The organism is Arthrobacter sp. LAPM80, assembly GCF_046736435.1.
In the GTDB taxonomy this organism is placed as follows: domain Bacteria; phylum Actinomycetota; class Actinomycetes; order Actinomycetales; family Micrococcaceae; genus Specibacter.
This window is the reverse complement of record NZ_JBCHVD010000009.1, coordinates 136,560-152,044: the sequence shown is the minus strand read 5'-3', so window position 1 is coordinate 152,044 and position 15,485 is coordinate 136,560. Positions and strand designations below refer to the sequence as shown.

11 protein-coding genes and 1 riboswitch are annotated in these 15,485 nt (G+C 64.9%); of the genes, 8 read left to right on the top strand and 3 right to left on the bottom strand.

Going from position 1 to position 15,485, the window contains the following annotated elements:
• Positions 1–178 precede the first annotated feature (178 nt).
• Both AAGW05_RS11405 and AAGW05_RS11400 read right to left on the bottom strand, forming a co-directional pair.
• Entirely contained in the window at positions 179–4,678 is a 4,500-nt protein-coding gene (locus AAGW05_RS11405; protein ID WP_411804643.1) for a family 20 glycosylhydrolase, read from the bottom strand.
• Between the two features lie 321 nt (positions 4,679–4,999).
• The gene (locus tag AAGW05_RS11400) at positions 5,000–5,629 is read right to left on the bottom strand and encodes a malonic semialdehyde reductase (protein WP_411804642.1); all 630 of its coding nucleotides are present in this window, start codon (positions 5,627–5,629) and stop codon (positions 5,000–5,002) included.
• 157 nt (positions 5,630–5,786) lie between these two features.
• Here AAGW05_RS11400 and AAGW05_RS11395 point away from each other — a divergent pair, with 157 nt between their 5' ends.
• The 3 genes from AAGW05_RS11395 (at position 5,787) to AAGW05_RS11385 (ending at position 9,398) form a co-directional block, all read left to right on the top strand.
• On the top strand, positions 5,787–7,088 hold the full coding sequence (locus tag AAGW05_RS11395; RefSeq protein ID WP_411804641.1) for an ATP-binding protein: 1,302 nt from the start codon (positions 5,787–5,789) through the stop codon (positions 7,086–7,088).
• Between the two features lie 52 nt (positions 7,089–7,140).
• Positions 7,141–7,234: riboswitch (TPP riboswitch) on the top strand.
• 56 nt (positions 7,235–7,290) lie between these two features.
• The gene (locus tag AAGW05_RS11390; protein WP_411804640.1) at positions 7,291–8,055 is read left to right on the top strand and encodes a 3-oxoacyl-ACP reductase; all 765 of its coding nucleotides are present in this window, start codon (positions 7,291–7,293) and stop codon (positions 8,053–8,055) included.
• Positions 8,055–9,398, top strand: coding sequence for an LLM class flavin-dependent oxidoreductase (locus AAGW05_RS11385; protein WP_411804639.1), 1,344 nt, complete (start codon positions 8,055–8,057; stop codon positions 9,396–9,398). Before AAGW05_RS11390 ends, AAGW05_RS11385 begins: the two co-directional genes overlap by 1 nt.
• On the opposite strand, the gene AAGW05_RS11380 is transcribed toward AAGW05_RS11385, so the two are convergent.
• Positions 9,395–9,931, bottom strand: coding sequence for a TetR/AcrR family transcriptional regulator C-terminal domain-containing protein (locus tag AAGW05_RS11380; protein WP_411804638.1), 537 nt, complete (start codon positions 9,929–9,931; stop codon positions 9,395–9,397). The two genes, AAGW05_RS11385 and AAGW05_RS11380, sit on opposite strands and share 4 nt — an antisense overlap.
• Positions 9,932–10,066: 135 nt before the next feature.
• Here AAGW05_RS11380 and bioB point away from each other — a divergent pair, with 135 nt between their 5' ends.
• The 5 genes from bioB to bioD are packed head-to-tail and all read left to right on the top strand — an operon-like array spanning position 10,067 to position 15,461.
• A complete protein-coding gene (bioB, locus tag AAGW05_RS11375; RefSeq protein ID WP_411804637.1) occupies positions 10,067–11,158 on the top strand; it encodes a biotin synthase BioB in 1,092 nt (363 codons plus the stop codon).
• Complete coding sequence (locus AAGW05_RS11370; RefSeq protein WP_411804636.1) at positions 11,151–12,512, top strand: adenosylmethionine--8-amino-7-oxononanoate transaminase; 1,362 nt, start codon at positions 11,151–11,153, stop codon at positions 12,510–12,512. The genes bioB and AAGW05_RS11370 overlap by 8 nt, the downstream gene beginning before the upstream one ends.
• Complete coding sequence (locus AAGW05_RS11365; RefSeq protein ID WP_411804635.1) at positions 12,512–13,699, top strand: aminotransferase class I/II-fold pyridoxal phosphate-dependent enzyme; 1,188 nt, start codon at positions 12,512–12,514, stop codon at positions 13,697–13,699. Before AAGW05_RS11370 ends, AAGW05_RS11365 begins: the two co-directional genes overlap by 1 nt.
• Positions 13,696–14,778, top strand: coding sequence for a cytochrome P450 (locus AAGW05_RS11360; RefSeq protein ID WP_411804634.1), 1,083 nt, complete (start codon positions 13,696–13,698; stop codon positions 14,776–14,778). Before AAGW05_RS11365 ends, AAGW05_RS11360 begins: the two co-directional genes overlap by 4 nt.
• A complete protein-coding gene (gene bioD, locus AAGW05_RS11355; protein ID WP_411804633.1) occupies positions 14,775–15,461 on the top strand; it encodes a dethiobiotin synthase in 687 nt (228 codons plus the stop codon). Before AAGW05_RS11360 ends, bioD begins: the two co-directional genes overlap by 4 nt.
• Positions 15,462–15,485: the final 24 nt, after the last annotated feature.

Below are 15,485 nucleotides of genomic sequence, written 5' to 3'. Positions count from 1 at the left end.
ATTGATTTCCCAAAGTAAGCATCTTTAGATTGTCGCAAGCTAACGCCTGGCTTCAAAATTGACCCGTCCCCGAGGTGATGGCAACCGGACCCCCACAAGCGATAGAAAAGAGAGCGGGTCCCGCCAGCATTTGCTGGCGGGACCCGCACTCTTGGGGCATTATTCTTTCTCGTGCCTACTAGGCGTGTGAGGCGTTCCTCCTGCGCCGGCTGACCACGGTGATTGCGCCTGCCAGAACCAGCAGCAAGCCGCCCAGCAGGAACGGGGTGGTTCCTGCGCCCGTGTGGGCCAGATCGTCAGCGGTTGAACTGGCCGTCGGGCTGGCAACCGTGGTGCTACCGGCTGCTGCCACTGTCAGAGCGACACTGACCTCGGCGGCTTCCCCGTTGGTGCCGGTGCCGGTGATGACCACTGTGTGCACACCTGCGGGAACATTCGTCGGCAGCTTGGCCGTCAGTGACACCGTTCCGTTGGCTGCCACGACCGCCGTACCCAGGACAACGGGGTCCGAATGCAGGGTAAATGTGGCGGTGGTGCCCGGCTTGAAGTTGCTCCCCGTGATGGTGACCTCTCCACCAGCGGCCACAGATGTCATATTCAACGACGCTGTGGGTTCATTGGATGCCGGAGTGGTGGGGTTCGTTGTCGGCGCGACAGTCGGTGCGACAGTGGGGTCCGTTGTCGGCGCGACAGTCGGTGCGACAGTGGGGTCCGTTGTCGGCGCGACAGTCGGTGCAACAGTCGGCGCGACAGTGGGGTCCGTTGTCGGCGCGACAGTCGGCGCGACGGTCGGCGCGACGGTGGGTTCCGTTGTCGGTGCAACAGTCGGTGCAACAGTCGGTGCAACAGTCGGCGCGACGGTCGGCGCGACGGTGGGTTCCGTTGTCGGTGCAACCGTGGGTGTCGCCGTCGGAGTTGCCGTGGGTTCCGGGGTGCCGGGAATCAGGCCACCGATGTTCACTTCCGCGCCGCCGCCGAAGTTGTTGCCGGCAATGGAGTTCAGGCCCACCAGCTTCACATACCGGCCCGCCTTGTTCCCTGGAATCTTGATGACCTGCGGGCGCGCCACGTCCAAGAATGAACCGCTGGCCACTTTGGTGCCAAAGTCGGTGGTGCTGTCGGAAACGTAAAGCTCGTAGTCCTTGAACTTACCGTTGGTGTTTGACTGGCGCTGGGTGTACTCGAAGCCTGTTACGTCATAGCTCTTGCCAAGGTCAAAGACCACCGAATGCGGGAAATTTCCTGCCGGGCTTGACCATTTGGTGTGCCAGAAAGTTTCCTTCTTGCCATCGAGCAGGGCTGCGGCTGGACCATTGGGAGCGGTTTCCCCCGTCAATTCTTCCGAGGAGACTGAGGCGATCTTAATATCGCTCTGCGTGATCTTGTTAGCAAGCGGCACCACATTTGATTCCACATCCAAGGAGGTGGTGGCTGTGCGCTCGCCCTGTGTGGCAGTGAGCGTGTTCTTGCCCGCGTAGGTGCTGGGGTAAACCGGCATCTGCAGGGTTACCTTGCCTTCGGCGTTGGGGAGGACGGTACCCACCTTGTTGCCACCGAGGTTGAGGGTGACATAGTCACCCGGCTTGAACCCCGTCAAGGTGGTCAAGGCCCGGTATCCGGCCCGGACGGTGCTTGTGGTCGTTGTCAACGTCGGAGTCTGGGTTGAATCCCACACGTAGGGCAGCTTGGGGTCTGCTGTGCCTGCGGCAACAACAACGATGAACTGTGCCGTCGTGCCGTTGGAAGCAGTCAGGGTGCCGGTGTAGGTTCCAGCCGTCGCATAGCTGTGGGTGCCCTGCAGCTGGTAAAGACTGCCAGCTGACATGTGGTTGCGGGCCGTGTTGGGAACAAAAGTTGCCGGGCTAGCGGCTGTCCCATCGCCCCAGTTGACGGTTACACCCAAATTGCCCACGATGCTTGAGGCGCTCACGCCGTCGGCATCGTCAACAGCATCAACGGCAATGGTGGCGCCGTCAGCGGAAACCTTAGTGCCGGGGGCTGCCAACTGGCCAACGTCGAGCTTGAGGCTCTTGGCTGGAGAGACTGCCACGGGCAAGCCTGCCATGGCGGAGCGCCACTTGGCTTCGCTGCCGTCATAGAAGTTGGTGTCGCGTGCCAACAGGCGTGCGCCCATGGATGCCATGCGAACCTTGAAGTCAGCGACATTGCGCTTGGCTTGAGGGGTCCAGCCAATTTCGGCAAAGGAAATCACGCGCGGGAAGACCATGAATTCAGTTTGCTTGCCGCCACGGATGGTCTCGGACCACTGTGGGGCTTCGACACCAAGGATGGACGCATCAGCGAGGTTGGCCGCGCCGTCCTTGACGACAGCCGCCGGATTCCAGTCATAGTATTTAGGGAAGTCGCCGATGCCGGCCCAGGTCAGGCCGATCGGGGTTTTGGAGTTGTACTTCATGTCCAGGTACGCCGTGGAACCATTGGAAACCATGAGCTTGGCGCCCTTGGTCTTGATGGCCGTCAACGTGTCGGCGGTGCCACCGGTCCAGTACTGAATGCCGTCCCCGGCTTGCAGGCCGCCAATGGCGACCTCGTTCCAGCCAATGGGCTTCTTGCCCAAATCGTGGATGAGTGACACTGCCTTGGTGATGAACCGGACGTAGTCATCGTGCGGAGTCACGTGTGACTCGTCGCCGCCGATGTGGATGTAATCGCTGGTGGTTGTCATGCCGGCAATCTGGCCGAAGACGTGCTCAAGGAACGTCCAGGTCTGCGGGGCATCCACATCCAAGGTGGATGATCCGACGTTGCCGGTTCCGTCTTCGGGAACTACACCCCACTCGTCAACACTCGGTTTGGTGTTTGCCGTGTTGAGTTGCGGGATGGCGTGCAAAATAGCCGAAGTATGGCCGGGAACGTCAATCTCAGGAATGATCTCGATGTGACGATCGGCGGCGTAGGCCACCAAGTCCTTGTATTCAGCCTGGGTGTAGAAGCCCGTGTTGCCTAGAAGGTCATTGTAGGTGCGGCCGAACTGGGTCATGCCGCCCTTGCCGGAGATTTCTGTCAGCTGGTTGTAGTCAATGTCGTCGCCGGCTTTTTTGCCGTCATTGGTGATCTGGATGCGCCAGCCCTGATCGTCGGCAAGGTGCATATGCAGCGTGGAGATCTTGAAGGAGGCCAGCGAATCAATGATGGCCTTGACTTCGGTGGGATTCTTGAATTCACGGGCGACATCAAGCATCATGCCGCGCTTGTCGAAACGGGGAGCGTCGGAGATTTCCACGGCCGGAGCGTTCCACGTGGCGTTGACCAACGTCTTTGACTCAATAAAGGCCGGGAAAAGTTGACGCAGCGTCTGGACGCCGTTGAAGATGCCATCGTCCGTGGCTGCGGTGATCTTGGTGCCGGTGAGCGCATCGACGCTGAGCGTGTACGCCTCGGCTTGAAGCTGATCGCCCAGATTGGGGATGTTGCCGGGGGTTTGAAGCAACACGATGTCATCGGCGTCGCCGGTGCTGCCGTCCACCACCGGCAGCGCCAGCCCGGTGGAGGTGCGGAAAATCTGGGCAAGGAAGTTTGCGCTCTTCTTGCTGGTTGCATTGTTTGCAACGATGCGTGAGCCCGTGCCCAGCTTGAATGGGGCCTTGTCTGGTGTTTCCATGTTGACCGGCAGCGGGATCAGGTTGATGGGCTCTGCCACTGGTGTTGGCGTGGTGGCTTCGGCGCCGTCCCAGACTTCGAACTCCCACATGGAGATACCGTATTTCTGGCCGCCGATCGGGGTACGTTCAATGCCTTGCATGCGAACATACTGGTAGGCGGTACCAGCAACGTCGGCATTGAATTTCTGCACGTCTCGCGTGTTGCATGTAGGGGTGATCACACCCGTGGCATCCACGAAGGTTGTGCCGTCAGTGGAGACCTGCAGCTTGTACTTTGCGGCACAGGCCTTTTCCCACACGATGGCCACGTGGTCAACAACGGTCGGGGCAGCCAGCTTGATGGTGATGTTGGCGTTATCTGCTGTGTTTGAGGACCAGCGGGACTGCTGGGCGTTGGGCTTGGTGCTGTCCGTGTCGCCGTCAATGACCAGACCGGGGCCCCACTGGTTGGCTACTTCCTGGCCGGAGGCGGTGACCGATGCCCCGGCCGTCGCCAGGGCAATGTTTTTGGCGGGAGCAGCAGGGACGCCCCAAACTTCCATTTCGAAGAGGGAGATGCCCCACTTTGTTCCCGAGATGGGGGTGCGGGCGATGCCTTGCATGCGCACGTACTGGTACTTTGTGCCAGCAAGGGCAGACTTGATGGTCTGGGTGTCGGGTGTCTCCGGCGCGCAGTCGGCCCGTGAGATGGTATCCGTGGCGTCCACGAAAGTCACGCCGTCGGTTGAGACCTGCAGCTTGTACTGGGCTGCACATGCTTTTTCCCACTTGATGACAATCTTGTCAATCGCGGCGGGCTTGGCCAGCATCACCGTCAGCTGTGCGTTGTCGGAGTGTTCTGAAGACCAACGTGTGGTGCCGCTGCCATCGATGGCAAGGTCCGCACCGTTGCTCGTGGTGGACTCGTCACCCGAGGAGGTGGCGGTGGCCCCAGCTGAAGCCAGGGCGAGATTGGTCGACGCAGGGTCACCGGGGGCGGCCATCACCGGAGGGGCTGCCATGGTCAGGAGCATCGCCGGTGTCACCACCGCCATCGCTAGTGTTTTTTTCCACATGGAACGCAAGTTTTTGTCCTTTGCTGAACGGAGAGATACAAATCACACAAACTGTATGTTATCGATAGCAATCGCGAAAGGGCAGATATGTTCGGCACGTTACGTGCCGCAGGGCAGTGCCGAGCTGACATGACGGGTTCAGGGTTTTTGCTTTCGCTGATCCGATGCCTGAAAAAGCGTCAGAAGAACTTCCTCGCTCCGATCACCAACACCGCTCCATTTGGCCCTGGGGCACAAAAAGGCGCGCTACCTGTGGTGAAAAACCGCGGGCAGCGCGCCGGTGTCCCCTTTCCGGCGGGGCCGGAGGGACGGGGTTGATTGTTACAAGGTTTCGGTGGCCGTCTCGAAGCTCAAGCGGGGGAGCCGGGCGCGGGAGGCGTCTTCTGCGGGCTTGCCAAGGTTGACCACCATGATGGTCGTGCGGGATGTGTCGGCGTTGAATTCGGCGTCGATGCCGGCGGCGTCCATTCCCGTCATGGGGCCAACGGCCAGACCTGCGGCACGGGCGGCCAGGATGAAGTAGCCGATCTGCAGGTGCGCGTTGCTGTGCCCCATGGCGTTGCGTGTCTCAACGCTCGCCTCAAAGGTGGGGACCATTCCGGCCATGTGGGGCGCAGTGGTGGTGAGTAGGTCGTGCCACTCGTTCGTGAAGCTCAGGATGGCAACCATGGGGGCCGTCAGGGTCTTTGCCTTGTTGCCCTCATTCATGTGTTCAACCAGCCGCTGGCGGGCTTCACCGGAGCGGACCCAGGTGATGCGCAGGGGCTGGATGTTCATGGCTGTGGGGCCCATCTTCGTCAAAGCGTAGACGGCCTGCAGTGTCTCATCCGAGATTTCCTCATCCGACCAGGCGTTGGCGGTGCGAGCCTCAAGGAACAGCGCCGCGGCAGCCTTGGGATCCAGGATGAGTTCGTCGTTAAGTTCGATTTCGGTGGCAATGTCAATACTCAAGGTTCTGGTTCTCCTAATGCTGAGTGCACGGATGCTGCAAAGATTGTTTTCATAGAGTTACAGCGTTGCGGCACCCGGAATTGTTTCCCGTTTTGCCGTGACGTGGGACACAGTGACATGATGCAGGTCAGCGTCAACGCAAAGGAGCGGCAGTTACATGACGGCATGGACCATCCGGGATTTTCATTCACAGGACGTCGAGGGCATCCTCGAGTTGTGGCAGTCGCTGCGCGAAAACGGTGTTGATCCCGTCTATGACCTCTCCGAAGTCCTGGCGTCCTGCGAGAAGGACCATGCCGTGGTGGCCATCCAGGGGGACCAAGTTGTCGGTGCGGCTGTCGGACGGGCCGCCCATGATCAAGGATGGATAGTCTTTTTGGCAACGCTGCCCGTCCTCCGCGGCAAGGGCATTGGTACCCTGCTGCTGGCCGCCGTGGAAAACCGTATGGCCACGCACGGGCTGAACAAGCTCTCGGCGCTCATGCCGGAGACGGAAACGCGGGTTGAGGCCTTCACTAACCGCGGCTTTGTGGTGAAAAAGAACCTGCGGTACTTTGAACGGCGCATCCCGGTCCAGCGCGCGGAACGTGGCGCCTTGGAGGAATTGGGTGGCAGGGTCCTCCCGCGCGACTTGTGGGACCGGGTGGCCGGAATGGCAGCCGAAAAGGAACTGCTCGAGCGCAGGCTCGTCATGCCGTTGGCCGAGTCGGCACTTGCCGAGGAATTCGGCGTGGTGCCGCCACGCGCCGTTGTGCTTTTCGGTCCTCCCGGGACAGGCAAGACAACCTTTGCCAAGGCCATTGCCTCGCGACTTGAGTGGCCGTTCGTGGAGGTGTTCCCGTCCCGCCTTGCGGGGGAATCCGGCGGGCTCGCCGGTGCGCTGCGCCAGACCTTCCTTGAAATTGCGGAGTTGGAGCACGTTGTCGTCTTTATTGACGAGGTCGAGGAGATCGCTTCGCGGCGTTCGGGGGAGCCGCCGTCGCCCATGCAGGGTGTCACGAACGAGCTGCTGAAGATCATTCCGGCGTTCCGTGACCAGCCCGGCAGGCTGCTGGTGTGCGCCACGAACTTCATCCGGTCGCTCGATTCGGCGTTCTTGCGCCACGGCCGCTTCGACTACGTCATCCCCATCGGCCTGCCTGACGACGAGGCCCGCACAGCGATGTGGAACCGCTTCATCCCCGAGTCCGTGCTGGCGGACGTGGACGTGCCCCGGCTCGTCGCGGCCAGCACGGGTTTCTCGCCCGCGGACATCGAGTTTGCCGCCCGCAGCGCCTCCCAGCGGGCGCTGGAAAAGGCCGTGTTCGACGCCGGCCCCGGCCCGGGTGCCGACGGCGCCGTCCGCCGCGGCCCGGTCACGGCGGACTATTTGGAAACCATCGCCGAGACGAAGGCGACCGTCAGCGACGCCGTCGCCCAGGACTTCCTGGAAGACATTGACGCCCTGGCCCGGACATAGGGGAGCGCCGTAACAATGCGCGGGGACGCGGCGGGACTGGGCTAGACTCGCTGGCAGTGACACGGGGTGCCCCTTCGGGGCTGAGAAGAACACCCGTTGAACCTGATCTAGTTAGTACTAGCGAAGGGATGTCATGCCGGTTTCCGCGCAGCCAATCTCGCGCGCCCGTGCCATCTTTTCGCCTTATTCAAGGTGGAACATCATGGAATTGTCAGAACAAACCGTCCTTGTCACCGGCGCCGGCCGCGGCCTCGGGACCGCCATCGCCAGGGCGTTCCTGGATGCCGGTTCCCGCGTGGTGGTCAACTACCGCAACAGCGAGGAGGGCGCACGGGCACTGGCCGCTTCGGCCGGTGCGGGGAAGGCGTACGCAGTGCGGGCCGACGTCACCAGCCAGGAGGAGGTTGCCGCGATGTTCAAGGAGGCGGAACGCCACTTCGGCAGGCCTGTCACCACGGTGGTGAACAACGCGCTGGCGGACTTTTCCTTCAACGGAGACGCCCGACCCTCGGCCGGTGAGATCTCCTGGGCCAACTTTGACGCCCAGTTTTCAGGTTCCGTCAGGGGAGCGCTGAACACGGCCCAGGCTGCCCTGCCCGGCATGCGGGCCGCCGGCTGTGGTCGGATCGTAAACATCGGCACCAACCTCTTCAGCAACCCCGTCGTCCCGTACCACGACTACACCGCCGCCAAGGCGGCACTGCTGTCCCTGACCCGCACCCTTGCGGCGGACCTGGGCCCCGAGAACATCGGCGTGAACATGGTCTCCGGCGGGCTGCTGCGCACCACCGACGCGAGTGCCGCCACCCCCGACGCGGTGTTTGACTACATTGCTGGGGCAACCCCGTTGCGCCGGGTCACGACGCCGGCCGAGCTCGCCGACGCAGTGCTGTTCTTTGCCTCCCCGTGGGCCCGTTCCGTGACGGGTCAGAACCTCATGGTCGACGGCGGGCTGGTGATGAACTGATGGCCGCCTCCGCATCCGGGCCCCAGAAGCCGGGGCGCCGATTGCACCTGAACGCGTTCCTGCACGGCTGCGGCCACCATGGGGCGGCGTGGCGGCTGCCGGACTCCCCGCTGGAGGGGCTGGCCGACATCGGCCTTTACGAGCGGCTGGCCCAAACCGCCGAACGGGGGCTCTTTGACGCCATCTTCTTCGCCGACGGGCAATCCGTGGGGGATCCCTCCGCCGGACCGTTGTGGCACCTGGAACCCTTGACGGCGTTGGCCGCCATCGCACGGGCCACCGAGCGGATCGGCTTGGTTGCCACCGTCTCCTCGACGTTTTACGAGCCCTTCCACGCTGCCCGGATGCTCGCCTCTCTGGACCACATCAGCGGCGGCCGTGCCGGCGTGAACGTCGTGACGTCCATGTTCGACGCCGAGGCCCGCAACCACGGAATGGACTCCCTGCCGCCGCACGGGGAGCGCTATGCACGCGCCGCCGAGTTCATCGAGGTGCTGTACGGGTTGTGGGATGGATGGGACGCTGACGCCATTGTGGCCGACCGCGCCGGCCGTTATGCGGACACCTCAAGGATTCGCCCGCTGCTGCACGCCGGTCAACACTTCAGCGTGGACGGCCCGCTGAACGTGCCGCGCCCGCCGCAGGGACGCCCCGTGCTGTTCCAGGCCGGCGCCTCCGAACCCGGGCGGGAGCTGGCGGCCACGTACGCGGAGGGTGTCTACGCCGTCGCCTACGACCTGCCCAGCGCACAGGCGTACTACTCGGACATCAAGTGCAGGGCCGCCGCCGCCGGGCGTGACCCGGCCTCCCTGGTCATCATGCCTGGCCTGGTGACCTACGTGGGAGCCACCCGGGAGGAGGCGCTGGCCAAGCAGGCGGCCGCCGACGCGCACCTGCCGGTGGAGACGGCGCTTGCCCGGCTCGGCGGTTTTGTCCGGCGGGACACGGGCGGCTGGGAACTTGACGCACCCGTACCGGCCCTGGCGCCGGCGTCGGACTTCAAGGGCCCTGCCGGGCGCTACGCCACGATCCTGCGGATCATCGAGGCCGAGCGTCCCACGGTGCGCCAGCTGCTGGGCCGGCTCGCGGCCGGCGGCGGGCATGCCACCATGGTCGGCACGCCGGGGCAGGTGGCCGACGGGATCCAGCAATGGTTTGAGCAAGGCGGCGCCGACGGCTTCAACCTCATGCCGCCGCTGCTGCCGGAATCCCTGGACGACTTTGTGGAGATGGTGGTGCCGGTCCTGCAGGAACGCGGCCTGTTCCGGACGGAATACACGGCCACGACCCTGCGCGGCCACCTGGGGGAGGCCAGCAGCCAGACGGAAGGAGTCCCGGCCTAGCCTTCTGCGGGCAGCCCGGCCAGGAACAGCTCCAGGCCGAAGGAAAATGCTGCGTCCGTGTCAGCGGTGTTGTCAGCTAGCAGGCCCGCGCCGATGAATCCGGCGCGGGTCTGTTCCTGGGTGACGGCGCCAAGGACGTAGTGCACCAGCGCGCCGGCCGCCCATACGGCATCCCTGGGCGCCAGTCCCCGGGCCGCAAGAAGCGGGGCGAAGCGCAGGAGGGGTGAGGGGGTTTCGGGTGTCAGTGCATGGGCCAGGGCCACCACTTCGGCACCATCGCGCACGGCCAGCAGTGCCGATCTGACCTGCAGTGCCAAGGATCGAATGCCAACCTCGGCAGTCTTCTCCACTGGTTCCAGGATCATCCCCGCCAGGATGGTGAGCAGTTCCTGCTTGTTCTTCACATGCCAGTACAGTGCTCCCGGCTGCACGCCCAGATCGCGCGCCAGCCGGCGCATGGTGAGATCGCCAAGGCCGTACTCGCGCAGGATTCCCATGGCGGTTCCCACAATCAGCTCGCGCGTGAGCGCCATGGCCTGTCCCTTCCTCGGTCGGCGGCCCATGTGGCCTGCCCGGAGTCCCTGCGTGCCGCAACGGCACCCCTCCATCTTGCCCCATGTCAGGGTGCCCGAATTGACAGTAGGGGGATCAACCCCGACACTTGAACGATGTTCAATAAAACAGTGTTCAATAGTTTTTCGGATCTGGCGGACCGGCAATTGGCCGGCGGGGAACTGAGCCGTGTGGAGGCCCTGAGCGTCCTGGAATCCACCGACGCGCAACTGCTTGAGGTGGTCGCCGCCGCCGGGCGCCTGCGCCGTGCCCACTTCGCCAACACCGTCAAGGTGAACTACCTCGTGAACCTGAAGTCGGGGCTGTGTCCGGAGGATTGCACGTACTGCTCCCAACGGCTCGGCTCGGCCGCGCAGATCCTGAAATACACCTGGCTCAAGCCTGAGGAGGCCGTGGCCCAGGCCGCCACCGGCATCAGGGCAGGGGCTTCGCGTATCTGCATGGTGGCCAGCGGCAAGGGGCCCACCGACCGCGACGTTGACCGTGTGGCAGGCATGGTCAGCGAGCTAAAGGGTCAGCACCCCGACGTCGAGGTTTGCGCCTGCCTGGGCATCCTCAAGGACGGCCAGGCCGAGCGCCTCAAGGGCTGCGGGGTTGACGCCTACAATCACAATCTGAATACCAGCGAGTCAAACTACGCCGACATCTGTTCCACGCACACCTTCACCGAGCGCGTCCAGACGGTGGAACTGGCCAAGGTCGCAGGTCTTTCCCCCTGCTCCGGGCTGATTGTTGGCATGGGTGAAAGCAACGACGACCTCATCGACGCCGTCTTCGCCCTGCGCGCGCTCGGCAGCGACTCCATCCCGGTGAACTTCCTCATGCCCTTCGACGGCACCCCGCTGGAAGGCACCTGGCTGCTCACCCCCGCCCAATGCCTGCGCATCCTGGCGATGGTCCGTTTCGCCTGCCCCGACACCGAGCTGCGCATGGCCGGTGGGCGTGAGATGCACCTGCGCACCCTCCAGCCGCTCGCCCTGCATGTGGCCAACTCGCTCTTCCTCGGCGACTACCTCACCAGCGAGGGCCAGGCCGGCCAGGCCGATCTTGACATGATCGCCGACAACGGCTTTGTGGTGCTGGGCAAGGATTCTGACATTGGGACGCACGACGCCGGGACCTCCCCGGGTGCGCCTGTCACCATCCGCCGACGCGGCGCAGGCACGACGACTGCAGCCAATGCCTAAGTTGACTCTGTCGCCTGCCAGCCGCACCGAACCGGATCGAAGGACGCTGATCGGAAGGGACAAAGGCCTGCTGTGGCACCCCTACGCCCCGCTCGACGGCGAGGCGCCCTACGCTGTCAGGGGCGCCGGCGGGACACGACTTGAACTGGAGGCTGCAGACGGCACCCGCTTTGATGCCGTCGACGCCATGAGTTCCTGGTGGTCGGCCATCCACGGATACCGCAACCCGGCACTTGACCGGGCATTGTTGGAGCAGACCGGACGCTTCAGCCACGTCATGTTCGGCGGGCTCACGCACGAACCCGCCGTGCGACTGGCCGAGCGCCTCGTGGAGCTGACACCTGCAGGACTTGATCACGTGTTCCTTGCAGACTCCGGTTCCGTCGCCGTCGAGGTCGCCCTGAAGCTGGCCGTGCAGTGCCAGCTGGGCCTGGGCAGGCCAAGGCGCACCCGGTTCCTGGCGCTGCGCGGTGGCTACCATGGGGACACCTTTGCGGCCATGAGCGTCTGCGATCCCATTGATGGCATGCACGCCACGTTCCCCTCGCTGATCGCCGAACAAGTCTTCCTGCCCCGGCCGCCCGCCGCCCGTTTGCAGCCGGACGGAACCCTGGCGGCGGACCGTTCGGAGGTGGCCGCTTGGATCTGCATCCTGGAAGACACCGTGGCCCGCCACACGGACGAGCTCGCGGCCATCATCCTCGAACCGGTGCTCCAGGGGGCTGGCGGCATGCACGTCTACGCCCCCGAATGCCTGGCTGCGGCGCGCCGCGTGGCCGACGAGCACGGCCTGTTGCTGATCGCGGATGAGATCGCCACGGGCTTTGGCCGCACGGGAAAAATGTTCGCCTGCGAATGGGCTGGCGTGATCCCGGACATCATGTGCGTCGGCAAGGCACTGACCGGCGGCTACCTGACCCTTGCTGCCATGCTGTGCACGCCCCGGGTGGCCAATGCCGTGACGCAATCACCCCTGCGCGCCCTGCTCCACGGGCCCACCTTCATGGCCAACCCGTTGGCCTGTGCCACAGCCTGCGCGTCGTTGGACCTGCTCACGGAAAACGGCTGGCAGGAGCAGTCCGCCCGGGCCAGCGCAGCCCTGGCATCGTCGCTGGCCCCGGCCGCAGCACTGGAATCCGTCAGGGACGTGCGCATCCTGGGTGCAGTAGGCGTGGTCGAACTCAACTGCGCGGTGGACATTCCCGCCGTGACCCGCGCGGCGTTGGACCACGGGGTGTGGGTGCGCCCTTTCCGCAACCTCGTTTACACCATGCCCCCGTACATCAGCAGTGCGTCGGACCTGGCCGCCATTGGCGCGGGCATCACGGCGGCCGTGGCGCTGGTGCACGGCTGATGGCCGCCGCAACCGCCATGGACGCCTGGCTGCGAACGCGTGCGGACGTCCGTGCACGCCGCGGCCTTCTCCGCCGTGACTCCGGACTCCGGCCGGGCACCATTGACCTGGCCTCAAATGACTATCTGGGACTGGCCGGCGATCCCCGGCTGGCAGAGGCCGCTGCCGAGGCTGCAAGCAAACATGGCACCGGGGCACGAGCCTCCCGGGTCGTGTGCGGAACCACCGGCGCACACAGGGACCTCGAATCCAATCTGTGTCTGCTCACAGGGCAGGAGGCGGCGCTGACGTTTTCCAGCGGGTACACGGCAAACCTTGGCGCCGTTGCGGCACTTGGCGGCCCGGGCACGCTGATGATTTACGACGCCCATGTGCACGCCTCGCTGCTCGACGGCATCAGGCTTTCCCGCTCACCCTCGGTTTCGGTAGGGCACAAAGACCTGGCAGGGATCAGGGCGGCCCTGGCCGGACGCACCGAGCCGCGCGCCGTCGTCGTGCTTGAATCCATTTACTCGGTGCTCGGCGATGCAGCCGACCTGGCTGCAGCTGCCGCGCTGTGCTCAGAATTCGACGCGTTGTTGATGGTGGATGAGGCGCACGGGATCGGCGTGGCGGGGGCCGGCCGGGGAGCTGTCCATGCAGCCGGCTTGGCCGGCGCCGCGCATGTAGCCGTGACGGCCACCCTGTCCAAGGCGCTCGGAGCCCAGGGCGGGGCCGTGCTTGGATCTGCCCTGCTGCGCGAGCATCTGGCCAACACGGCCCGGACATTCATTTTCGACACGGCACTAGCACCCGGCAGCGCGGCGGCGGCGGCCGAGGCCGCACGGATCGTACTGGCCGAGCCCGCCCTGGCGGAACGCCTGCATGCCAACGCAGCCAGTCTTGCCAGGCGCTGTGGCATCCCGGCTGCCGCCGGCGCCGTGCAGTCGATCCCCGTGGGGAGCGCGGAGCTCGCTGCGACGCTGGCGGCGGAGCTGGCTGATGCCGGTGTTTCCGTCGGCTGCTTCCGCCCACCCAGCGTGCCCGACGGCGTGTCCCGACTCCGGCTCACGGCGCGCGCCGACCTTGGCGGGGCCGAATTGGAATGGGCCGCCGGGCTCGTGGCCGATGCCGTTGCTGCAGCCACGTCTGCCGCGGGTGCGGACGCCGCTGCGATTCCCGGCGCTTTGATCGGGGGTGCGGCATGAGCTTCACAGTCATTTGCGACCCCGCCACCGTCCGGGAGGTCATGCGGCGCACCGACGACTTCGCGCCCACCAATGCGTTGACATCCGTGGTGCCGTTGGCCCCTGCCACACTGCGCCGGCTCAGTCGCGTCCGCTTTGCACTGCCACCCGTGCTGGCCTCGGCCACGGGGGAGCAGCACCGTGCCGTGCGGACCATGGTGGCCCGATTCTTCACCCCCGCCAAGGTGGCCGCCGTCGCGCCCAGGGTCCGGGAACTGGCCCGCGAGAAGCTGGCAGGGGCTGCCGCAGCCCTGTCGGCAGGCGCCGTGTCAGTTGACCTGGCCGACGCCGTTGCCCGGCACATACCCCCGATCGTCATGGCCGAGCTGACGGGCCAGCCAGTACCCGATCTGGGGCTGCTCAAGCGCTGGAGCCAGGACTCGCTTGAACTGTTCTGGGGCTGGCCGGACCCTGACCGGCAGTTGGTGCTGGCCGAATCTGCCGCCGAATTCTACGGGTGGCTCGTGGGTGAGGCTGAGGCGGCCCGCGGGACGGATTCGCTCTTCGGCGTGCTCGACGCTGCCGGGTTGACCCGGGCGGAGGTGTGCTCGCTGGGCTATTTTCTTGTTATTGCCGGGCAGGAGACCACCTCCCAGCTGATCAACACCGCCCTGTATCGGGGCATTGAAAACCCGCAACAGCTCCCCGGTGGATGGGCGGCGCTTGCTTCCCCGGGCGTGGCGGCCGCACATGTCAGGTCCGTGCTGGCGACCGAATCATCCGTCCATACCTGGCGTCGGGCTGCCCTGCGCGACACCGTCCTGGCGGGCACCGAGCTGCCCGCCGGAGCAGAGATCCTGCTTGAACTCAGTGGCAGCCACCCGGAAGACGCAGGGCACACCGCCTACTCGCTGGCCTTTGGCCACGGCCTGCACAGGTGCCTAGGCGCAAAGCTGGCCGAACTTGAAACGGCGCTTGTCGTGGAGGAGGCCGCCCGGGTCCTGCCCGGCGTGCGCCTGGCAGGACCCCAGCCGCAGTGGCTGAGGCTGCTCTCCTTCCAGGCGCCACTGACCATCACCGTCACAGGAGGACCCCAATGAAACATGCCACCATCACCTTCATCACCGGAACCGACACGGATGTGGGAAAAACAGTGGTAACAGCTTCCCTCGCCGCCATGCTGGCTGCCCGAGGCGAGTCCGTCGCCGCGTACAAGCCGACCCAAACAGGCGTGCTGCCGGGGGAGCCCGGGGACATGGAGGAGGTGGCCCGGCTCAGCGGGATTGACGTTGTCCGTGCCGGTGTCAGATTGCAAGATCCCATGGCGCCGGTGCCGGCCGCCGCGCGCGAAAACGCACAGCTGCCAACACTACAAGGGCATGTGCGGGCCATCCTGGAGTTGGCGCAGGGGCACGACAACGTACTCGTCGAGGGGGCCGGTGGGCTTCTGGTGGAGATGGACACCCTCGGAAACACGATCGCGGACCTGGCCGCTGCCATCCCCGCACCGCACCGAACCGCCGTCGTGCTTGTGTGCCGCAGTGCCCTGGGCACCTTGAACCATACCCTGCTCACGCTCGAGGCACTGGAACGGCGGTCCCTGGCTGCGGCGGGACTGGTGATCGGCTCTTGGCCGACGTCGCCGTCGTTCATTGAAAACAGCAACAGGGAACACTTCCAGGGACTCACGACGCCCTTGTTGGGAGCCCTGCCGGCCGGTGCAGCACTGCTGGATCCCGCCGACTTCCGGCGAATGGCGCCTAAGTGGCTGCCGAACCCCTAGTGGATATCGCAGTCTTTGCCCGGA